13 protein-coding genes and 2 pseudogenes are annotated in these 18,011 nt (G+C 30.3%); 3 read left to right on the top strand and 12 right to left on the bottom strand.

The features are described from left to right. Positions 1 to 10 precede the first annotated feature (10 nt). From E0D87_RS05005 to E0D87_RS09230, 3 genes are all read left to right on the top strand, one after another. A complete protein-coding gene (locus E0D87_RS05005; RefSeq protein ID WP_130819579.1) occupies positions 11 to 766 on the top strand; it encodes a TraX family protein in 756 nt (251 codons plus the stop codon). A gap of 142 nt (positions 767 to 908) precedes the next feature. Then, on the top strand, positions 909 to 1,502 hold the full coding sequence (locus tag E0D87_RS05000; protein ID WP_207278267.1) for an ABC transporter permease family protein: 594 nt from the start codon (positions 909 to 911) through the stop codon (positions 1,500 to 1,502). Between the two features lie 46 nt (positions 1,503 to 1,548). Further along, positions 1,549 to 1,791 carry a hypothetical protein gene (locus E0D87_RS09230; RefSeq protein WP_130820180.1) on the top strand — a complete coding sequence of 81 codons (243 nt, stop codon included), beginning with the start codon at positions 1,549 to 1,551 and terminating at the stop codon, positions 1,789 to 1,791. 215 nt (positions 1,792 to 2,006) lie between these two features. Here E0D87_RS09230 and E0D87_RS04990 read toward each other — a convergent pair. From E0D87_RS04990 to mgtA, 12 genes and pseudogenes are all read right to left on the bottom strand, one after another. Then, positions 2,007 to 3,335, bottom strand: a pseudogene (locus tag E0D87_RS04990) (relaxase/mobilization nuclease domain-containing protein); the annotation flags it as partial. Position 3,336: 1 nt separating this feature from the next. After that, complete coding sequence (locus E0D87_RS04985; protein WP_423190623.1) at positions 3,337 to 3,654, bottom strand: MobC domain-containing protein; 318 nt, start codon at positions 3,652 to 3,654, stop codon at positions 3,337 to 3,339. A 359-nt stretch (positions 3,655 to 4,013) separates the two neighbouring features. Next, positions 4,014 to 5,363, bottom strand: coding sequence for an SIR2 family protein (locus E0D87_RS04980; protein ID WP_242618470.1), 1,350 nt, complete (start codon positions 5,361 to 5,363; stop codon positions 4,014 to 4,016). Positions 5,364 to 5,595: 232 nt separating this feature from the next. After that, complete coding sequence (locus E0D87_RS04975; RefSeq protein WP_002840587.1) at positions 5,596 to 6,624, bottom strand: AAA family ATPase; 1,029 nt, start codon at positions 6,622 to 6,624, stop codon at positions 5,596 to 5,598. After that, positions 6,609 to 8,165: an ATP-dependent nuclease gene (locus E0D87_RS04970; protein WP_130819577.1), complete on the bottom strand. Its 1,557-nt coding sequence runs from the start codon at positions 8,163 to 8,165 to the stop codon at positions 6,609 to 6,611. The genes E0D87_RS04975 and E0D87_RS04970 overlap by 16 nt, the downstream gene beginning before the upstream one ends. Before the next feature lie 10 nt (positions 8,166 to 8,175). Continuing rightward, on the bottom strand, positions 8,176 to 10,110 hold the full coding sequence (locus tag E0D87_RS04965; RefSeq protein ID WP_242618441.1) for a DEAD/DEAH box helicase family protein: 1,935 nt from the start codon (positions 10,108 to 10,110) through the stop codon (positions 8,176 to 8,178). 403 nt (positions 10,111 to 10,513) lie between these two features. Next, complete coding sequence (locus E0D87_RS04960) at positions 10,514 to 10,918, bottom strand: metal-dependent transcriptional regulator (protein ID WP_130819576.1); 405 nt, start codon at positions 10,916 to 10,918, stop codon at positions 10,514 to 10,516. 8 nt (positions 10,919 to 10,926) lie between these two features. Beyond that, positions 10,927 to 12,060, bottom strand: a complete 1,134-nt coding sequence (locus tag E0D87_RS04955) for a metal ABC transporter permease (protein WP_130819575.1) — start codon at positions 12,058 to 12,060, stop codon at positions 10,927 to 10,929. Continuing rightward, positions 12,053 to 12,922, bottom strand: coding sequence for a metal ABC transporter permease (locus E0D87_RS04950; RefSeq protein ID WP_004835598.1), 870 nt, complete (start codon positions 12,920 to 12,922; stop codon positions 12,053 to 12,055). The genes E0D87_RS04955 and E0D87_RS04950 overlap by 8 nt, the downstream gene beginning before the upstream one ends. Before the next feature lie 4 nt (positions 12,923 to 12,926). Then, positions 12,927 to 13,637, bottom strand: a complete 711-nt coding sequence (locus tag E0D87_RS04945) for a metal ABC transporter ATP-binding protein (RefSeq protein WP_130819574.1) — start codon at positions 13,635 to 13,637, stop codon at positions 12,927 to 12,929. Positions 13,638 to 13,644: 7 nt separating this feature from the next. Beyond that, the gene (locus E0D87_RS04940) at positions 13,645 to 14,586 is read right to left on the bottom strand and encodes a metal ABC transporter solute-binding protein, Zn/Mn family (RefSeq protein WP_130819573.1); all 942 of its coding nucleotides are present in this window, start codon (positions 14,584 to 14,586) and stop codon (positions 13,645 to 13,647) included. 681 nt (positions 14,587 to 15,267) lie between these two features. Further along, positions 15,268 to 17,836 (bottom strand): annotated as a pseudogene (gene mgtA, locus E0D87_RS04930) (magnesium-translocating P-type ATPase). Positions 17,837 to 18,011 lie beyond the last annotated feature (175 nt).

Below are 18,011 nucleotides of genomic sequence, written 5' to 3'. Positions count from 1 at the left end.
GGGGGATATGATGAAAAGGTTTAATGGATTTCAATTGAAACTATTTATGGCAATGCTTATGGTTCTTGATCATTTAGATCATATTCCGGGACTTTTACCACCATGGTGGGCAGAAAGCTTTCATGTCATAACAAGATGTGTTGCACCATTTTTTGCTTACATGGCAGTTGAAGGCTTTCTTCATACCCGAAGCAGGTTGAAATATAATGGGCGTCTGTTCTTGTGGGCAGGCATTATGTTTGCGGGTAACTTTGGAGTGAACCATCTGTTAAATGTAGATTCCCTGACAATTGACAATAATATTTTCTTTACATTGGCGATGGGAGTGCTTGCATTAAACGTATGGTGCTATCCTGTAAAAAGTGACAAGATCAGTTCGAAAGTAATATTAGCATTGCGTATTCTGGTTGCAGTTCCGATTACTGTTTATGCATGCCTAGCATATGAAGGCAGCCAGGCTGTCGTTCCATTTATGCTCATTTGTTATTTTTTGCGTAATAAAGTAAACATTCGAAATATTGCTATTTGTGTGTTGTCTGTATTGCTGTTCATTCTAACTTTTGAGATTTATCCATCTATGGACACAACCATAAAGATGATGATGTTCAACAGTGACTGGTTGGTTTTCACAGCATTACCATTTATGTATTTATATAATGGAGAACAGGGACCAAAAACAAAATTCAGCAAATATTTCTTCTATATATTCTATCCGGCTCATTTGTGGATACTGGCCTTGATCGGGTACATTACCACTATTGTATAAGTAGGCAGAAAATTAAAACAATATTAAAAGTTCATCATATTGAAAAAATATTATGGAAATAAGGGAAATATCAGCAGCACCGTTGATGATATAGCTTTGACGTAAATGAAGGAGAATACATTGGTATTATGTGTGCATCCTTATGGATGAGTCAAAAGATGAAGAACTTATTAATGCTCCGTATGTATTAAATATGAATGTAAAAGACTCGGAGATGAGAAATGTAAAGGATTATTTGGATAATAAGATAAGAGAATCGATAATGCCAAATGAAAAGTACGATATTAACACAAAAGCAGATATTGAAATGAATCGAAAAAGTGATCTAGAATCTTTAAAGAAAGTCGAATTTGCGATGGCTTTCATTATTTTTATTCTTAATGTGACAAATGGTTATTCATCCATTAATTTAAGTCTTATGAGTAGAAAGAAGGAAATTGGCAGCCTTTATTCATGCGGTATGGACGTAGATGAGTTAAAGAATATTTATCGAAAAGAGTTTATAGGAGAGCAAATAAAATCATTTATTGTTGCGGGAATAACCACATTAGGAGTCATGATTGTAATATCTCGTATAGCTCCTAATTTAAGTCTGAATATATTAATAAGATATTATGACTATAAATTATTTCTTGGATTTTCTATTGTGGTTTACGCAATCAACTTACTAATCTATAATTTTTCTTTAAAGAGAATTTTAGACAGACCAACAATTGATTTGATTAGAACAGAATAATTTCAAAGAAAGAGGAGTATTTATTAAATAGAAATTAAGCAAGAAGATATTTCTACTTGGACTAGTAATATTTGTTATTTCTTACCTACTTACAGTAGAAATATTTGAAAGCTATACAAGTCTTAAACAAACTAGACTCACTTTAATGTTTGTCTGCCCAATTATTGGACTAATAGGTTTAACATTTGGGGTAAAGGAAAAGGGCAGATTATTTATAGTATTGAATCTACTTTTGATTTTTTTACTTCCTATAGTGATGTTTGCTAGTCATCTAGTAGGATTTCTTTAAGTAAGATAATAAGTTTATAGTAAAATTTTGTAAATAATCTTAAAAAAGCTATAGGCTTATGCGCTTATATCTTTTTATCTCTCAACTTCCTTTCCATAATAATTTTCATAGTTTTTCCTATATTGAACAAGGTCAGAAAATTGTTCTTTATTCAAAGAATACTCTAGCATAAGGGTGTTCTTTTTTTCTTGCAATTTATCGAGGTTTGATAGTATTTCTTTNACTTCCTTTCCATAATAATTTTCATAGTTTTTCCTATATTGAACAAGGTCAGAAAATTGTTCTTTATTCAAAGAATACTCTAGCATAAGGGTGTTCTTTTTTTCTTGCAATTTATCGAGGTTTGATAGTATTTCTTTTGTGTTTGGTAGTTTTTTATAGTTTTCTAAAATTTCTTTAGCGGCAATTTTATATACGGAAAGTTCGCTATAATATTCTTCTGCAAATTGCTTATCATCAGGATTTTTCTTTTGGTATTTATAGATTTCACGATACTTATTTATAGTATTTATATTTTCCATATTCTCGGATAAACTCTTCATTTCAGTTTCAATCTTCTTTATTTTATCTAATAAGTCTTGTCTATCATCAGCAGATTTTTTGATCAGGTCATCGAGTTGAGTAATTGAATTAATTCCTTGTTCTCGAAGTTTAATTATTGAATCTGCCATTGTTTTGATATTATGTTTTCTTGCCCAGACTTCGTAACCTTTAGAGGACTGAGCTTTTTCATTTGTAGATATATCAATAACATTTCCTACATGTTTTTTAATAGGATTAGCTTTGTTTTTAATAGCTAAATCTATTCTTTCTTTGATTTTTTCCTCAGTATAATCTTCTCCGATAGTCTTTGCTCTTGTAAATCTTTGCTTATCTTTATGACGAAAAGCAATGTGTTTACCAAACTTAATTTCATAATCAAGAGATTTCATATTTTCTAAAAATCCTTCCCAAGATCTAGATTTATTAATCATTCTATCTATATCAAATTGAAGTTTAGATTTCCAAGAATTTCCATTCTTGTTTTGGTCATACTCATACCAGGATTTACCTGCAGTTTTATATTTTCTTTTGTTAGCTTCATAGTATTTATCAATAACTGAAAGCTTATTTTCTTTACATAATTCGTCACTTTGATACCTGATTTTATGGTAAGTTTTTTTGTTAGATTGGTAGCATTTACCAGTCTTGTAATTAACATTATTAAAAATAATATGGTTATGGATATGTCCTCTATCTATATGAGTTGCAAGTACAAATTCATAATCTTCTTTTAAAATTTTCTTGCATAACTCCATTCCAATTTCGTGAGCTTTTATAGGATCAACCTCTCCTGGTAGAAAAGATTGGATTAAATGTCTAGCCAAAACTGTACCTTTAGTATCATTATCTTCTCGTGTTTTCATAAATTGTATGTGGGCAGTAGATGGATGACATTTGAATGAAGATACCAAGACTTTTTTATCAGTTTTTTCACTCTTAGTAATGTAATCTATTGCCAAATTTAGAGTTGATTTTATAGGATGTATTTTTGTAATTGCCATACTAATCACCAGAACTTTCTTTTGATTTGTTAAGAAGTAGGGAATGGATCTGCCATATTTCTTTTGATAATTTTTCTATCTGTTTATTCATTGATTCAATTTCATTTTTGTAAATAACACCAGTTGTATTAGTAGCTTTTGCAATCTGGTTTATATTATTTGTTGCATTTGAAAGTAACCATTGGAGATCTCTAAATAAATTAATCCCCATAATATGTACGCAAAAAGACCGCAGCCTAAAGACTACGGTCTTTTTTTGTCCAAATGTAAACCACTTGGAACTATTATTCAATTTATTCTTTTTTACAAATGTTCCCATTTTAATCCCAGTTACAGTTTTTAATCTTCTGTAACCGTTGATTTTACAAAGTTTTTTGTTTTTTTGCGATTAACGAAAATCGCAGCTAAAGCTGCTTACCGCGCTCTGCGCTATTTTTCGGGTAAAACTCCCACACAGGGGAGTTTTACTCCCATTCTTCTTTTCCAAACGTCCGATATATCCCAAATCGTTCAAAATACTAGGTTCTATTTTTTCGAGTATCACTAAATCCATCTAATTATAGGACGTTTTCAAATTTTTAGTCCCGTCCCAGTCCCAGTACCGGAAGAAAATTCTTACCCCACTAATATACCGGAACACCCTTTAGGTGTGAATAGAATGATTGAAATAATCTTCAGCTAAATAAACCAAGGCATAAAATGAGGAACTACATCATTCATGTTTTGCACTTTGTCTGAACAATATTCAAATTGTTTTTTATTTCTATTCTCTGATATATATTTAAACAAATCATCTTTTGTTTCAAAGTAGTTTTCTTCATATATAAATAATCCAGGTATCCCTGCTTCTTCAGGATCATTTGCATATAATAATAGCGAGATTAAGCCATCACAATATCCCAAATCATAGAACGCTTGAGCATAATTTTCTTCTAATATACGCTTATCATAATAACTCTTGTATGATTGAATCCTAGGCTCAAAGTAACCAGGAATCAAATATTCTCCATTGCTTCTATGTGCAACACATCTTTCTAAAGCATGAATAAATGCATCTTGATAAGCTATTGATAATAGTAATTCAGGAAAAGCTTTAATCTCATCTCTATATGTATTTGATTCAAAAAGCTTCATATGCTCTTCTTTGATAAAATACAAAAGTTCTTCTGCATAATCATAAATATCACTTGAAACAAGCCTTCCTTCTGCTATTAATATATTGTTTAATTGGTGAATAAAATAAGTTCCATCTGTAATAATGGGGATTAATCTTGAGTCTGCGTTTTCTTTCCATTTTTCATCAATTGTGACTAAATAAAATTGATTGCTAAAATCCCCCATTTTTTCAGACAATATATCTAACAACCTATTAAGATCCTCATCTCCAAAGGAAAAACCAATAAAGACAACAGTATTACTCGCCAGAATAGTTTTTAGTCTATCTCCTATTAAATCCTTAGAAAGTCTATTATATGATTCTAGATAATCCTTTTCAGTAGCTACTATTGATCCAACATTATGAATTGATCCGTGTATTTTAAACACTCTTTTTTTAAACACATTCCATAAAGTAGCATCAGTATCATTAATTACGGGCGTACAATCACAATAATCTTCAAAATATGTATCCCAATTTGTTGTAATTATCGTTTGAATGAAAGGATTTGCAGCAACTTCTCTATGAAAACTAGTAGCTGCATTTAATAATTGAGGAAAAGAATCTATAAAATCAAATTTTTCTTTGATTTTATTTAGCAATTTCCTACGACCATTGGGAAATGTATCAATATATAAACTCATTAGCCTAGAAAAACTGGTGTCTAAATCAACTTTCTTATTTGTCTTATCTTCTATCTCACGTAAAACATTGGTGTAAAATGATTCAGGAAAAACGGATTTTGACTCTGTGCTTATACCTGCACCACAAAAAAGAACTAAATTATTTTTCAAAACAGACTCAATAATCTCTTCAGGCATATCAAAATTTTTATTATTTTTACAAATCATACATTCACAAGGTTCATACACATTCAAACTTTATCCTCCTATTCTCTTCATTTCCATCAATTTTATAAAAATACTGGTGATAATTTTTTACTAAGTTTCTTCTATTTACTAGTCCTACTCCCACTTTTCTTTTTATAATGTTAGCTGTATTCAAAAACATTCAAAATACTATATTCTATTTTTTCTAATATCACTAAATCCACCTAATTATAGGACGTTTTCAAATTTTTAGTCCCGTCCAGTTCCAGTTTTTTTAAATATCTTGTAATTTTTTATAGCTTATAAAAAATATATTCCTTCTAGCCCTGGTGAGGGCTACATATAATTTATTTTTTGTTGATGGAGCTAATTTATTAAGTGAATTATTTAAAAATAGTTCTTCCGTAGTTTTATTCAAAATTATACAAATATCATTGTATTGATCTTCCCCTTTGGTTTCTCCCCAGTTTTTATGACTATATCCGTGCTTTTTAGAATTTTCATAATGTAACTTTATAATTTTGTCATTATTTAAAATTTCTTTGATTTCTTTATTTTCATCTATATATGAAATTTTAATATTGTCACTTGAATTACTATGGGAAAAGATATTTATATTTAAGTTCTTTCTAATAAAATCGCAAGTAAGATTATTGCATCTCCAACTTTTATCTAGAGTAGTTTCATCAACAGTAAAGCCATTAATTAGAAATTTATTTTTGTAACTTTCATAATTATTAAATAAATTTTTATTAACAGAACCATCTCTGCTAGTGTCAAAAGTATGCTGAAAAAAATCTCCAACAAAAAGCATGTTGATCCTAGAATTCATTATATTTAATAGAAAATTAAAATCTCTACCTGATATATCTTGAATTTCATCAATAACTAATTCATCAAAGTATTTTTCTATTCTTTGTTTTATATCATCAAGAATCCCAAAAAATTCAAAACTAAAAGCAAGTCTATTACTATAAAAATATCCTGAATCCGTCATATAATAGGTCTGGTTTTCTTTTTTTGAGTACTTATATTTATTGCTTTCAAAAATGATACCTTTTGCTTTTATTCTATCGGATAAAAAAGGTTTGTAACAAAATGAATATAAAAACTGAAAATATGTCATAAGAGTTATACTACTTGGAAATTCATTATTGAACTTCTTTAATATTTTTGCTTTTATGTTGTCATAATTAGCTGTTGTATATGTTATAATTAAGCTTCTTTTATTTAACGATAAATTTTCAACTATATGGCTAGTTTTTCCTGAACCCGCCACTGCAAAAATTACTTTCTTATCCAATTAATCGCCCTTTCTATATACTTTGGTGTTGTTATGTTTTCACTTTCAGCTAACATAAGAGCAGAATTCGTTTTGTTTTTCAGCATATGATCTAATGCATTTACACCAAATTTAGTTTCACAAAGAGATCTATTTTTATCATATATATAATATTCAAACGTTGGCTTATCATTATCATTTTCAAAAAATATTTCTATATTATCGTAATTGTAATTCTCATATTTTTTAATACACTTTTGTTCGTAATCTGAGTCGTTATCAGTGATAACGGCAACCCTGGATCCTGTTATTTTCGCTATATCCAAATACCTCTTAAAGCTCAAGCCTCTAATAGCTAAAACATAAATTCTATCTTCGTTTAGATGTCTGCCTGTAATATATTTATAGAATCTATCAAAAAGTATATACTCTGACGGGCCTTCCACTAGAATTACTTTTGAAGATAATATAAATTCTAAGATACCTGCTGGTGGCGCTTTTAAAAAATAATTTGAAGTATCTTTATTTAGAGTTTTCAGATAAAGTGGAACATCATTTTTTTTGTGTGATAAAATAATCAAATTAAATAAATCTAATCCTGTACTTATCAAACTACTATGTGTAGTAACGAAAATTTGTCCAGTCTGCTTATTCTCTATATTTGATATTAGTTTCTTTAAATTTGTATGACTCAAATGATTTTCTGGTTCTTCAAACAAGATAACATCAATATTTTCACCCGCTTTCTCTAAAGCGAAATCAGTTTTAATTAATACCTGTTCTCCTGTTCCTCTATTATTTAAAGCAATTGAGTCTTCATAAATCATTAACTCGTTACTAAATATTTTAGAATAATTGTTTTGCAATGCAAATTTATATTTTTTGTCGGAAGGAACTCTTGAATTTAATAGTTTAAGATTCTCTTCACAAAATTTAAACTTCATTTGTCTAAACTTACTTCTGTGTTCTATTCTCTCTAACTCGTTTTCTTCGGTATAACGTTGATACATTTTTTCTATGAAATTATTTGTTGCATATTCAGAATCCACATTACTGCTATTAATTAAAACAGTTTTAAGTTTCTTCTTGTAGCCACTATAAGTTTCATCTGAAAAAGTAGAAAATCTTATCTTATAGTATTCAAAAGGAAATACCAAAGTTTCTTCTTTTAAAAATTCGTTTATTTCATTTCTATAATCGTCATTCGGAGAACATACTAATCTTATACCGTCTGAAATAACACCTAATGAATTGTTTTTTCCATTCATAGTGTGATCAAATTTTCCTTTTAAAAATAATTCTATTATCATTTCAGGCAAATTTTCATATTTTCTATTTTTATTGAAGCACAATATTGATTCAACATTCATTAGTTTATCTAATCCTATATTTTCAACTCTTCTTACATTCCCAGATGATACTAATTCAATAGCTTCTAACACGGAACTTTTTCCGACTTCATTATCGCCTACTAATATATTTAATCTTTTGTTTGGACATATTGTATAATCCTTAAATCGTTTGAAATTTATCAATCTAATTTTTTCAATAGTTATTGTCAATTTATACTCCCTAAAAATCAATTATTTTTTCGAACACTGCATTTTCAAACTCTCCCATCTTATATTCCTTATTAAAGAATGGAAGTCCTACTATCCTATATTTATTATCGTCCACATACGTTTTATTTGGTATTCCTTGCTCCTCAATTTTCAACAGAAAATCTTCTTTCCACTTGTCTTTTTCTAGTAAATGGCTTCCCTTAGGCTCAATATAGATTTGCTCTTGCAGATATCCATCTGTGCCTTTTTTTTGTAGGAATAACAAGAAGTCAGGCTCAAATCTTTCTCCTGTATCAAATTCATAAATAGCCAAGGACGGAATTCTCTCATTTCTTACCAAATAAATTTCATCATATTTACTTCTTAAATCCTTAACTATCCCTTTAAAGTATTTCACAAATGCTTTTTCTTCACCTGTTCCATAATTATCATTATAGACATACCATGGCTCGTATGATAAATCCAAAACATTTTCATTTGCAATCATGGATTGAGATACTCCTACTCCTTCACCATGTGGATTAGATATATATATTTTTTTATCTTTTAAAACCTCGTAAATCCTCTTAGCGTAGAATTCCTTAGTCCCTTCATACTCAGTCTCTAATTTTTGTAGATATAATGATATTTCTTTAAGTATTTTAATTGTTCCATCATAGATATCCTTAGCTTGCAATTTTTTATATGGACTTTCTATTTGTAAACTTATATTTCCTAAATAACTTTCAGATTGTAAAAATTCTTTCTTTGATTTTAAGTTAGGAAAATATGATTTAAGTGTATTGAATTTTAAGACCTCAAAATTTGACATTGCACCTTCAGCAATATTTAAAGGTATATTTTTAAATTCATAGTTAAAAGTATTAGTCATCCCATTAGCCTTTACTTTTCCCTCATCAAACAATCCATATATAAAAGAACTTCCTGTTGAAACTTTATGCTGGCAATAACTATTTTGTATATTTTTATCTATTCCTGTGACTGACTTTCTTGACTTTTCAACTTTTCTATTTGAAAATACATAGGCTTCTCTGAAAAAATCTGTTTGTTTAAATTCATCTTTCAATATATAATTTGTTTCCATCGGAGCATCTGCTAATAAACCTGTCTGTTTTAGAGCATACCTTAACTCACCAATATATCGTGAATCCTGCATTGAATGATACAAGAGTGTTTCCAATATCCTATTTTCATTAGATATATCATAATCATATTTACGCTTATTTCTTGGCTGATCATCTTCAATTTTAAATGGACAATACCTGGCTCCACGACCTATTAGTTGAGCTTCACTAATAGTTGTTTTCCCAGGCTTCCCATTTTTTCCATCTCTTGTTTCATACAACCTTACAATATCAAAAAGATTTAATACATCCCAACCCTCATTTAGCATATCAACTGTGAAGATTATTCTATATGGATTATCTTTTGCTTCAAGAGAGTTTACAGCAACCTGTTTTTCCTTTTCTTCAGATTCACTCTTAGAATTTAATATTATAGAGTTTTCAGTTGCAAATCCTAATTTTATATCAGATACAAGAGCATTTAGACTTGGGTCTTTATTTAGAAAATAATCTATAGAATTTCTAAGGTATTCATTATCAGAATCCTTATATTTTAGAATTTCATCAGCCTTGAGATTATTCAATTTTTGGTAAAAATCATCATAAAATGCTTTTGACTCTTTAATAGTTTTTGATTTTAATAAAACAACAGGTTTTATATTTTGACTATTGTCTCCAAACAAATGTCTCCTATATTCACTTATTACAAGCGATAGCAGCGTTCTTGTCCACCTGCCATAATCACCTTGCATATTATTAAAATCTTTAGTATATCCACCTTCTCTAAACTTAGATAAGGTGTAATCATATACAATTTTATCCAAATATTTCTTCTCAACATTAGGGTCTTTCAAGTCAGCAGTTGCTGTAAATTCTAACAAGGCATTATCTCTATTTGCTCTAAATATTTTTTCAATTGTGTATTCCCAGCTTTTGGCATTTTCTTCTAGGTTTGTTTTTTCACTTTTTGTAAGACCCTTAGTAACAGTATTTATATGGTGAGATTCATCTGAGATTAAAACAATCTTATCATATTTATCCCAAACAATTTAATACGGGATTATCATGTTTATATTATATCATATAGTAAAATCTATCGACTTTTCTAAGTAGCTTTTACTTGATTATTTCATCAAGGCAAAAAGATCGCAAGTCATAGCTTGTGGTCTTTTTGCTTCTTCTTGTTTCTGTTTTTTTACTTGGCATAAAAATTCCTCCTGATTAGTCTCTCTTTATCTAATCAGGAGGTTTATATACATAAATTTTAACTTGCCTCTAACATTTTTATTTATTCTCGTTTGTGTAGATTCTTTTTCCCTTGGGAGATTTTTTAGGGTAGTCTAGAAACTTATTTAAAGCAAGAAACATTTCATCACTTGTGACATGCTCTAATAAATCTGATTGGTCATGGATAACTTCCCCATCAAGACCTAAGACATTAACAAGGAAAAATTCCCATATTCTGTGTTTTGATAAAACTTCCTTAGCAGCCCTATCTCCTAGGTCACTTAGATATATCTTGTTTTTATCTTGGATTACTAAGCCATCTTCTACTAGTTTTTTAATCATTTCACTAACAGATGGCCTGCTTATTGAAAAATAATCAGATATGCTTTTATTATTTGTATATCCCTTATCTTTTGAAAGCCTGTATATGGCTTGGATGTAATCTTGCCTGATAGAATTCATAGTTTACCTCATAGCGCGTAATCTTTTAACAAATTTATATATAATATTCTACCCTTTTCAGTTAGTTTATAAACGTCTCCATCAACTTTTATCTTTTTTTCTGATATCAAAATTTTACTATATTTTTCTATATCTTCTTTTCGCCATGATAGATGCTTAGCGATTGTTGTAAGTCCTAACTCATCACTTGCATTTGCTCTTTCTTGGTGGTTGCCAACGTGAATCACAAATGTATCCTTTTTAAATTCCACATGATCTTTCTTACGCCTTAATATTTTCATCAAAAATCCATTTTTGTTAAATAAAAATGTAAGAAGAAAAGTAATTCCTGCCATGGTTGCTGACATTCCAGACATAGATAGGTTGAAATACATGGCTAATAAAAATCCTAAAACAGAATTTATTATTGAGTAAAGGACTGATATTATGATCATGACCCTTAGATTTTTGCTTATCAAGTATGCACTTGCGGCAGGTGCTATTAGAAATGATATTACCAAAATAGCTCCCACAGCCTCAAAGGCGACCACCGTTGTAAATGAAGTAAGTGTCATTAGGGCGTAGAATAAAAGTACTTCTGAAAATCCTGCAATTTTTGCAAATTCTGTATCAAAGGTTGTTAGTTTTAGCTCTTTAAAGAAAACTATAATAAAGGCTAAGTTTAATATCCCTATCACAGACATTTCAAAAAGGGATTTTGGAATTTCATAACCAAAGAAATTCATAGTATTTAGAGGTGCCATTATGACCTCTCCCATGAGGACGACGTCCACATCAAGGTGGACATTTCTCGCATACTTTGTTATAAGTATAACTGCCAAGGCGAAAAACATTGGAAAAACAATACCCACAGCATCATCATTTTTTACAAGTTTTGTCTTCGATAAAGATTCTACAGAAAATACTGTTATTATTCCAAAAAGTGCCGCCCCAAAAACTAGGTAAACTGAGCTAATATCCTTTACGATAAAATAAGCAATTACAATACCAAGAAGTATTGAGTGGCTTATAGCATCAGCTAACATTGATAGCCTCCTTAGTACCAAGAAAACTCCAATAAGACTGCAAGCTATAGCTGTGACTAAGAGCACTAATAAGGTTTGGTAATTCGATATAAATGAGTATCTTAGAAAATCAATCATATTTTTTCCTCACAATCATTTTTCTTATCCCCCTTGGACCAACTAGCATTGATAATAAAGATATAAAGCTCATTATCAGAATAATTGTAGATCCAGTACTCATACCGTCATAGGCTGTGGAAATATAGGTACCTATACATGCAGAAATTCCACCAGATACTCCTGCAATTATTAACATAATATGAAACCTATCTGTCCACTGTAGGGCCGTAATTGCAGGAACTATAAGCATGGATGAAATCAATATTGCTCCAACAAGTTTAAGTCCTGTTGTAATCAAAAGCATAGTCGCAATTAAAATCACAGTATTCATCAACCCTGGATTTATTCCAATTGTTTTTGCATAAACTTCATCAAATACATAGACTTTTATTTCCTTATAAAAGGCTATGAGCATTAAGATTGAAAAAATTGATACTATAAATATTATCTTTACATCGTTTTTCATAATGTAAGAAGCCTGGCCAAAAATATAGTTTTTAAGACCAGATTGGGAAACTCCAGCATAGTCAGGATTGCCTTGGATAAAACTTTTTAAAACCATGCCTAGTCCAAAAAAGCTTGATAATACGATGGCTAAAGTAGCATCAAGGTCTATTTTTGAGTTGTTTGAAATAATATCAATTAAGAAAAATGATATAGCACCTGCAAAGGCAGCCCCAAACAAAAGTATGATTGGAGATTTTTCCATTGATAGCATAAAGGCAATGACAATGCCAGGATAGGTACTATGACCTATAGCATCACCTATTAAAGACTTCCCCTTTAAAACGCTTATTGAACCAATTATACCAGTAGCCATGGCTAGAATTATTGTGCCTAAAGCTACTATTATAAATGAATAATTTCTTAAAATATCCATATCCTTACCTCACAAAGGCCTTGTCAACATTTTCTTTTGTAAAAACTTCAGAGACTTTACCTTGAGCTATTACTTTTTTATTTAAAATTATGATATGATCGAAGTATTTTTCTATAGTGTTTAAATCGTGATGAACAACTATGGATGTCTTTCCTTTCATTTGAGAATCCTTCATAAAGTCAAATATAACTTTTTCTGTCACCTTATCAACACCAGCCAGTGGCTCATCCATGAAATATATATCAGCATCTTGGGCAATAGCTCTTGCTATAAACACTCTTTGCCTTTGGCCGCCTGATAATTCTGAAATTTGTCTGTCTTCAAAATCGTGCATACCAATTTTTTTAAGGGCGGATCTTGCAAGATCATAATCATTCTTACTCGGTCTTTTGAGCCAACCAAGATGGACATACCTACCCATAAGCACAACATCTAAAACTGTTGTTGGAAAATCCCAATTTACAGATGCTGTTTGAGGTATATAAGCAATTTTTTTCTTAACTTCTTCAAAAGATTTGCCCATAATAGCAACTGAACCTGATAACTTTTTTTGTAAATTTAAAATTCCCTTTATTAAGGTTGACTTTCCTGCTCCATTAGGGCCAATTATTGCTGTAATTGAATTATTAATTATTTCAATATCATTATCCCAAAGAACAGGCTTATCTGCATATGAAATTGTCATGTCCTCTACTTTAATAATTACATCTTTCATAAGCCACCTATTTCAAGTTTTCCACAATTAAATCGACGTTGTGTTTGTACATATCTATATAAGAGTCGCCTGCTTGACCTTCTGGTGCTAGAGAATCTGAAAATAATTCCTTGCCTTGGCCTGATACAACTTCAACATCAAATCCTTTAGCGTTAACAGCTTCCTTTAACTTTTCCATCCTCATTGGATCAGTAGTTGATTCTGCAAAAATAGCTTTAATTTTATTTTTTACAATAAAGTTTACAGTATCTTCTATATCTTTGTTAGCAACTTCACTATCAGTTGAAACTCCTTGGGGTGCCTTAACTGGTATGTTATAGGCCCTAGAAAAATAATTAAAAGCATCATGTGGGGTAATTAGGTACCTACTAGATTCTGGAATTGAATTTATTTTTTCTTTATTTTCTTTATCTAGGTCATCAAGCTTAGCTAGATAGTCTTTTAAGTTTTTTTCAATGTTCTCTTTTTCCTCAGGAAGAAGTTTTTCTAAATCTTCTGCAGCATTTCTTGTTGCTTCCTTATAAAGATTTATATTAAACCAAAAATGTGGATCAACTACAACTTCTCCATCTTGCTCCATCTCCCCAACATCTTCCTTTTTAAAGCTTCTAGCTACTGCAGAGCCTCTCTTTTCTAAAACATCAACCATCTTTCCCTCAAAATGTAAACCATGATATAAAAGAAGGTCAGCCTTCTTAATCTTTTCCAAATCTTGTGGCTTTGCAGTATAAAGGTGTGGGTCCTCGCCAGCAGGAATTATAAGTTCCCTATCAACCTTATCCCCAACTAGGTTATATACCATATCATATAAAAATGAAGTTGTAACAGTAACAACTTTCTTCTCCTTTGATTGATTTCTAATATCTAAAGCATCTTTATTATCATTTTTTGAACAGGAACTAGCAAAAATAAGTACCGCTAGCATAATAAGTATCTTTTTAAATTTCATATTTCCTCCAATGAATTAATATTTCCATAAAAGTTAGGCGTGCCTAACTATTTATATTGTAGCTCTTCAATTTATTTTTGTCAATTATTTTTTGATAATAATTATCATTTGTGCATGGATAAGAAGATCAATCTATATTTTAAGGGGATTAATTTATTAAAGCAATAAAAAAGTGATGTGCAGAACAGACTTACCTATTTGCCAACACCAAAAAAGTAATTCTCCCGAATATTGTATTATTTCCGGGAGAATTTGATTTTTTATTAACTTTATTTATTTACTTTCCAATATCCATCTTTAACGCTGCCATTATAGTCGATTGTTTTTTCAATTTTAAGAACTTTTAAATCTCTTTCAATCGTACTTACAGATACCAATAATATATGAGGTAATTCAATAGTTCTTATGTCGTCTGTCTGTTGTCTTTAACTTTTTACCGTCATTTTTACCCTCATTTTGCTTGTCATAATTTAGATTTTTTAGAATTGTAGTTAAAGAAGATTCTGCGGATTAAACTCTGTCCTTAATCCTTCTTTATAATTTTCTCCACATTCCTTTTGAACTGTCAATTTTAAGTTTACAGTTGAATTTTCTAACTAATAGTTATTAAGTATTGATTTTGCCTTAGCCGCTATTGTAAATAATTATTTCCTCAAGCCAAAAAGACCGCAAGTCTTAATTTTATCTTTCTCTTGTATTTACTTTTATTAGCCTAGTTAGTAGTCTTCTAGAGAAGGAGTTATGTTTATAGAATCTTTTCTTCATTATTTCTGCGACTGAAGCGTAGATTAGGGATATAGAAAGCATAGCGATTAATACCTTGATAGGTAATGCAATTAGGCCTAAGTAGCTGTTGATAAGGCTGTAAATTATTGCAATTAAGCATATACTTACGGCTATTATGGATACTATAAGCTTCTTACTCGCCTTGCTTTTAAATACTGGTCTTGCAGTTCTTACTATTAGCATTACAACCATTGCAGAGATTACGGATTCTAACATCCAGGCGGTTTGAAAGAGTTTTTCATCGGCCTTAAAGAAAATCATCATTATAAAAAATGTTAGATAGTCAAAAAGGGAAGATGTTATTCCAAATACAATCATAAATTTTTTGATGAATTTCATATCCCATTTTACAGGACTTTTTAACCAATCATCGTCTACTGAGTCTGATGCAATTTGCAAGGATGGAAAGTCTGTAAATAAATTTGTTAGTAGAATTTGTTTTTGCAAAAGTGGCAAAAATTTTAGGAATAGACTTGCCCCAGCCATTGAAAACATATTTCCAAAGTTGGCACTCGTTGCAACGAATATATATTTCAAAGTGTTAATAAAGGTCCTTCTGCCTTCTTTTATTCCAGATAATAGAACTTCTAAACTATTTTACAAAAGAACAATGGATGCTGCATCTTTCGCCGTATCAGCCGTTGTGTCGACTGATATTCCAACATCAGCTTGTTTAATGGCTGGTGCATCATTTATACCATCACCCATATAGCCCACTATCTCGCCTGCTTCTTCGTAGGCTCTGATTATTTTTCCCTTTTGATTTGGACTTATTTCAGCAAAAATATCAATGTCTAGAACTTTTTTTTAGTTGACTTATAGAATATGAGCTTAAATCTTCGCCAAGGAGAATTTTGTCTGGATTAAGGCCAATTTGTACTCCAATATTTTTGGCAATTTCTTTATTGTCCCCCGTTATCATTTTTAAAGATACCCCTAGGGTATTCATTTGCTCAATTACATCTTTTATATCTTCTTTTAATGGATCGATAAATAGCAAGAATCCCTTAAAAATCATGCCTTCCGCCTTTTGTTTTTGGAAGTTACAATCATCACTTAATTCTATATAAGAAAGGCCCAAGACTCTGTAGCCCTTGCTTGAAAACTCATCAAATAAATCAAATATATGACTTTTAATTTCATTAATGTTTCCAATATAGCCATCGGATTTTTGATAAGAATTACTTATTTCTACAATGTTTTCGAAGGCCCCTTTTGTTACCATCAAATTTTTATTTGAAAAATCAGATCCTGCCTTTACTATTATACTTAAAAGTTTATTTTCAAAGGAGTAGGGAATTTCAAAAAGCTTTTTATAAGATGAAAAATCGACCTTATTTGAACTTAAAATCTCTTCATCAATTGGATTTTTATAGCCTTCTTGAAAATATGAATTAATAGCCGCAAATTTTTCTAAAGAATCAGATTCTTCTCCATTAAAATCTAATGCCTTATCTAGCTTGACCTTTCCTTTTGTTATCGTTCCAGTTTTATCAGAATACATAATCGTCATGGAGCCGAAATTTTCTATAGCATTTAATTTTTTTACAATTACCCCTTCTTCAGACATTCTATTAGCCCCTTGTGACAAATTCACACTTATTATAGCAGGCAACATCTGTGGGGTTAAGCCAACAGATAAAGCCAAGGCAAACATAAATGAGTCTAAGAAAGATTTATTTAAAATAATATTAAAAATAAATATTAAACCGATTAAAATAGTTATAACACGTAAAATTAAGTTTCCAAAATTCTTAATGACTTTTTCAAAATCTGTATCAGCATCCTTTTGGCTAAGAGATGAAGTGATTTTGCCAAACTCAGAATCCTTCGCTAAATTAACAACAATAGCCCTTCCTGATTCGCTAATAATATGGGTTCCCATCCAAAGGCAATTTTTCCTTTCAGAAAGAGAAGTCTCGGCAGGAACTTTCCCAACTAGCTTTTCAACAGGTAAGGTCTCGCCCGTTAGGCTTGACTCATCGTTCGTAAGTGAATTACCTTCAAGAAGCAAACAATCAGCAGGTATCATGTCGCCTGTTTTTACGCTAATGATATCACCAATGGTCAAATTTGCATTATCCAATTCTTTGAAAGAGCCATCTCTTAAAGCAGCAGATGTTACACTTACTGATGAAAGGAGCTTTTTTACAGCATCCTTTGCCTTACTTTCATGAAGATAGCTTAAAAATGAAGAAATAAAAATTATAATCAAAATGATAACACCATCAGAATAATCCTTCAAAAATATAGATAGAACTTCCGCAAATATAAGGATCATAGTTATTGGACTTTTAAATTGCGATAAAAAAATCATAAAATTAGAGCTAGATTTCTTTTACGCAAAAACGTTTTTACCATAATTTTCAATCCTATCACAAACTTCTTTGCTTGATAATCCAGCTTCACTTATATTTAACTCTTTTAAAATATCATCTTTATCATATGCCCAAAAATCTTTCATTCCCGCCTCCTATTCGTTTCAATATATATCAAAAAAATTTAAAAAACAATAAGAAATACAAAATAATAAGATAAAAAACCAGACTTAGCTTTATAGCTAGTCTGCTAATCGTCCTAGTTTACATGATTATAATCTTTACAAGATCTCTTGCTATATAATCTCAGAAACTATCAGT

This window comes from Anaerococcus vaginimassiliensis (assembly GCF_900626155.1).
GTDB classification, from domain to species: domain Bacteria; phylum Bacillota; class Clostridia; order Tissierellales; family Peptoniphilaceae; genus Anaerococcus; species Anaerococcus vaginimassiliensis.
The sequence above is the reverse complement of the archived record's forward strand: the minus strand, read 5'-3'. Positions and strand labels throughout refer to the sequence as shown.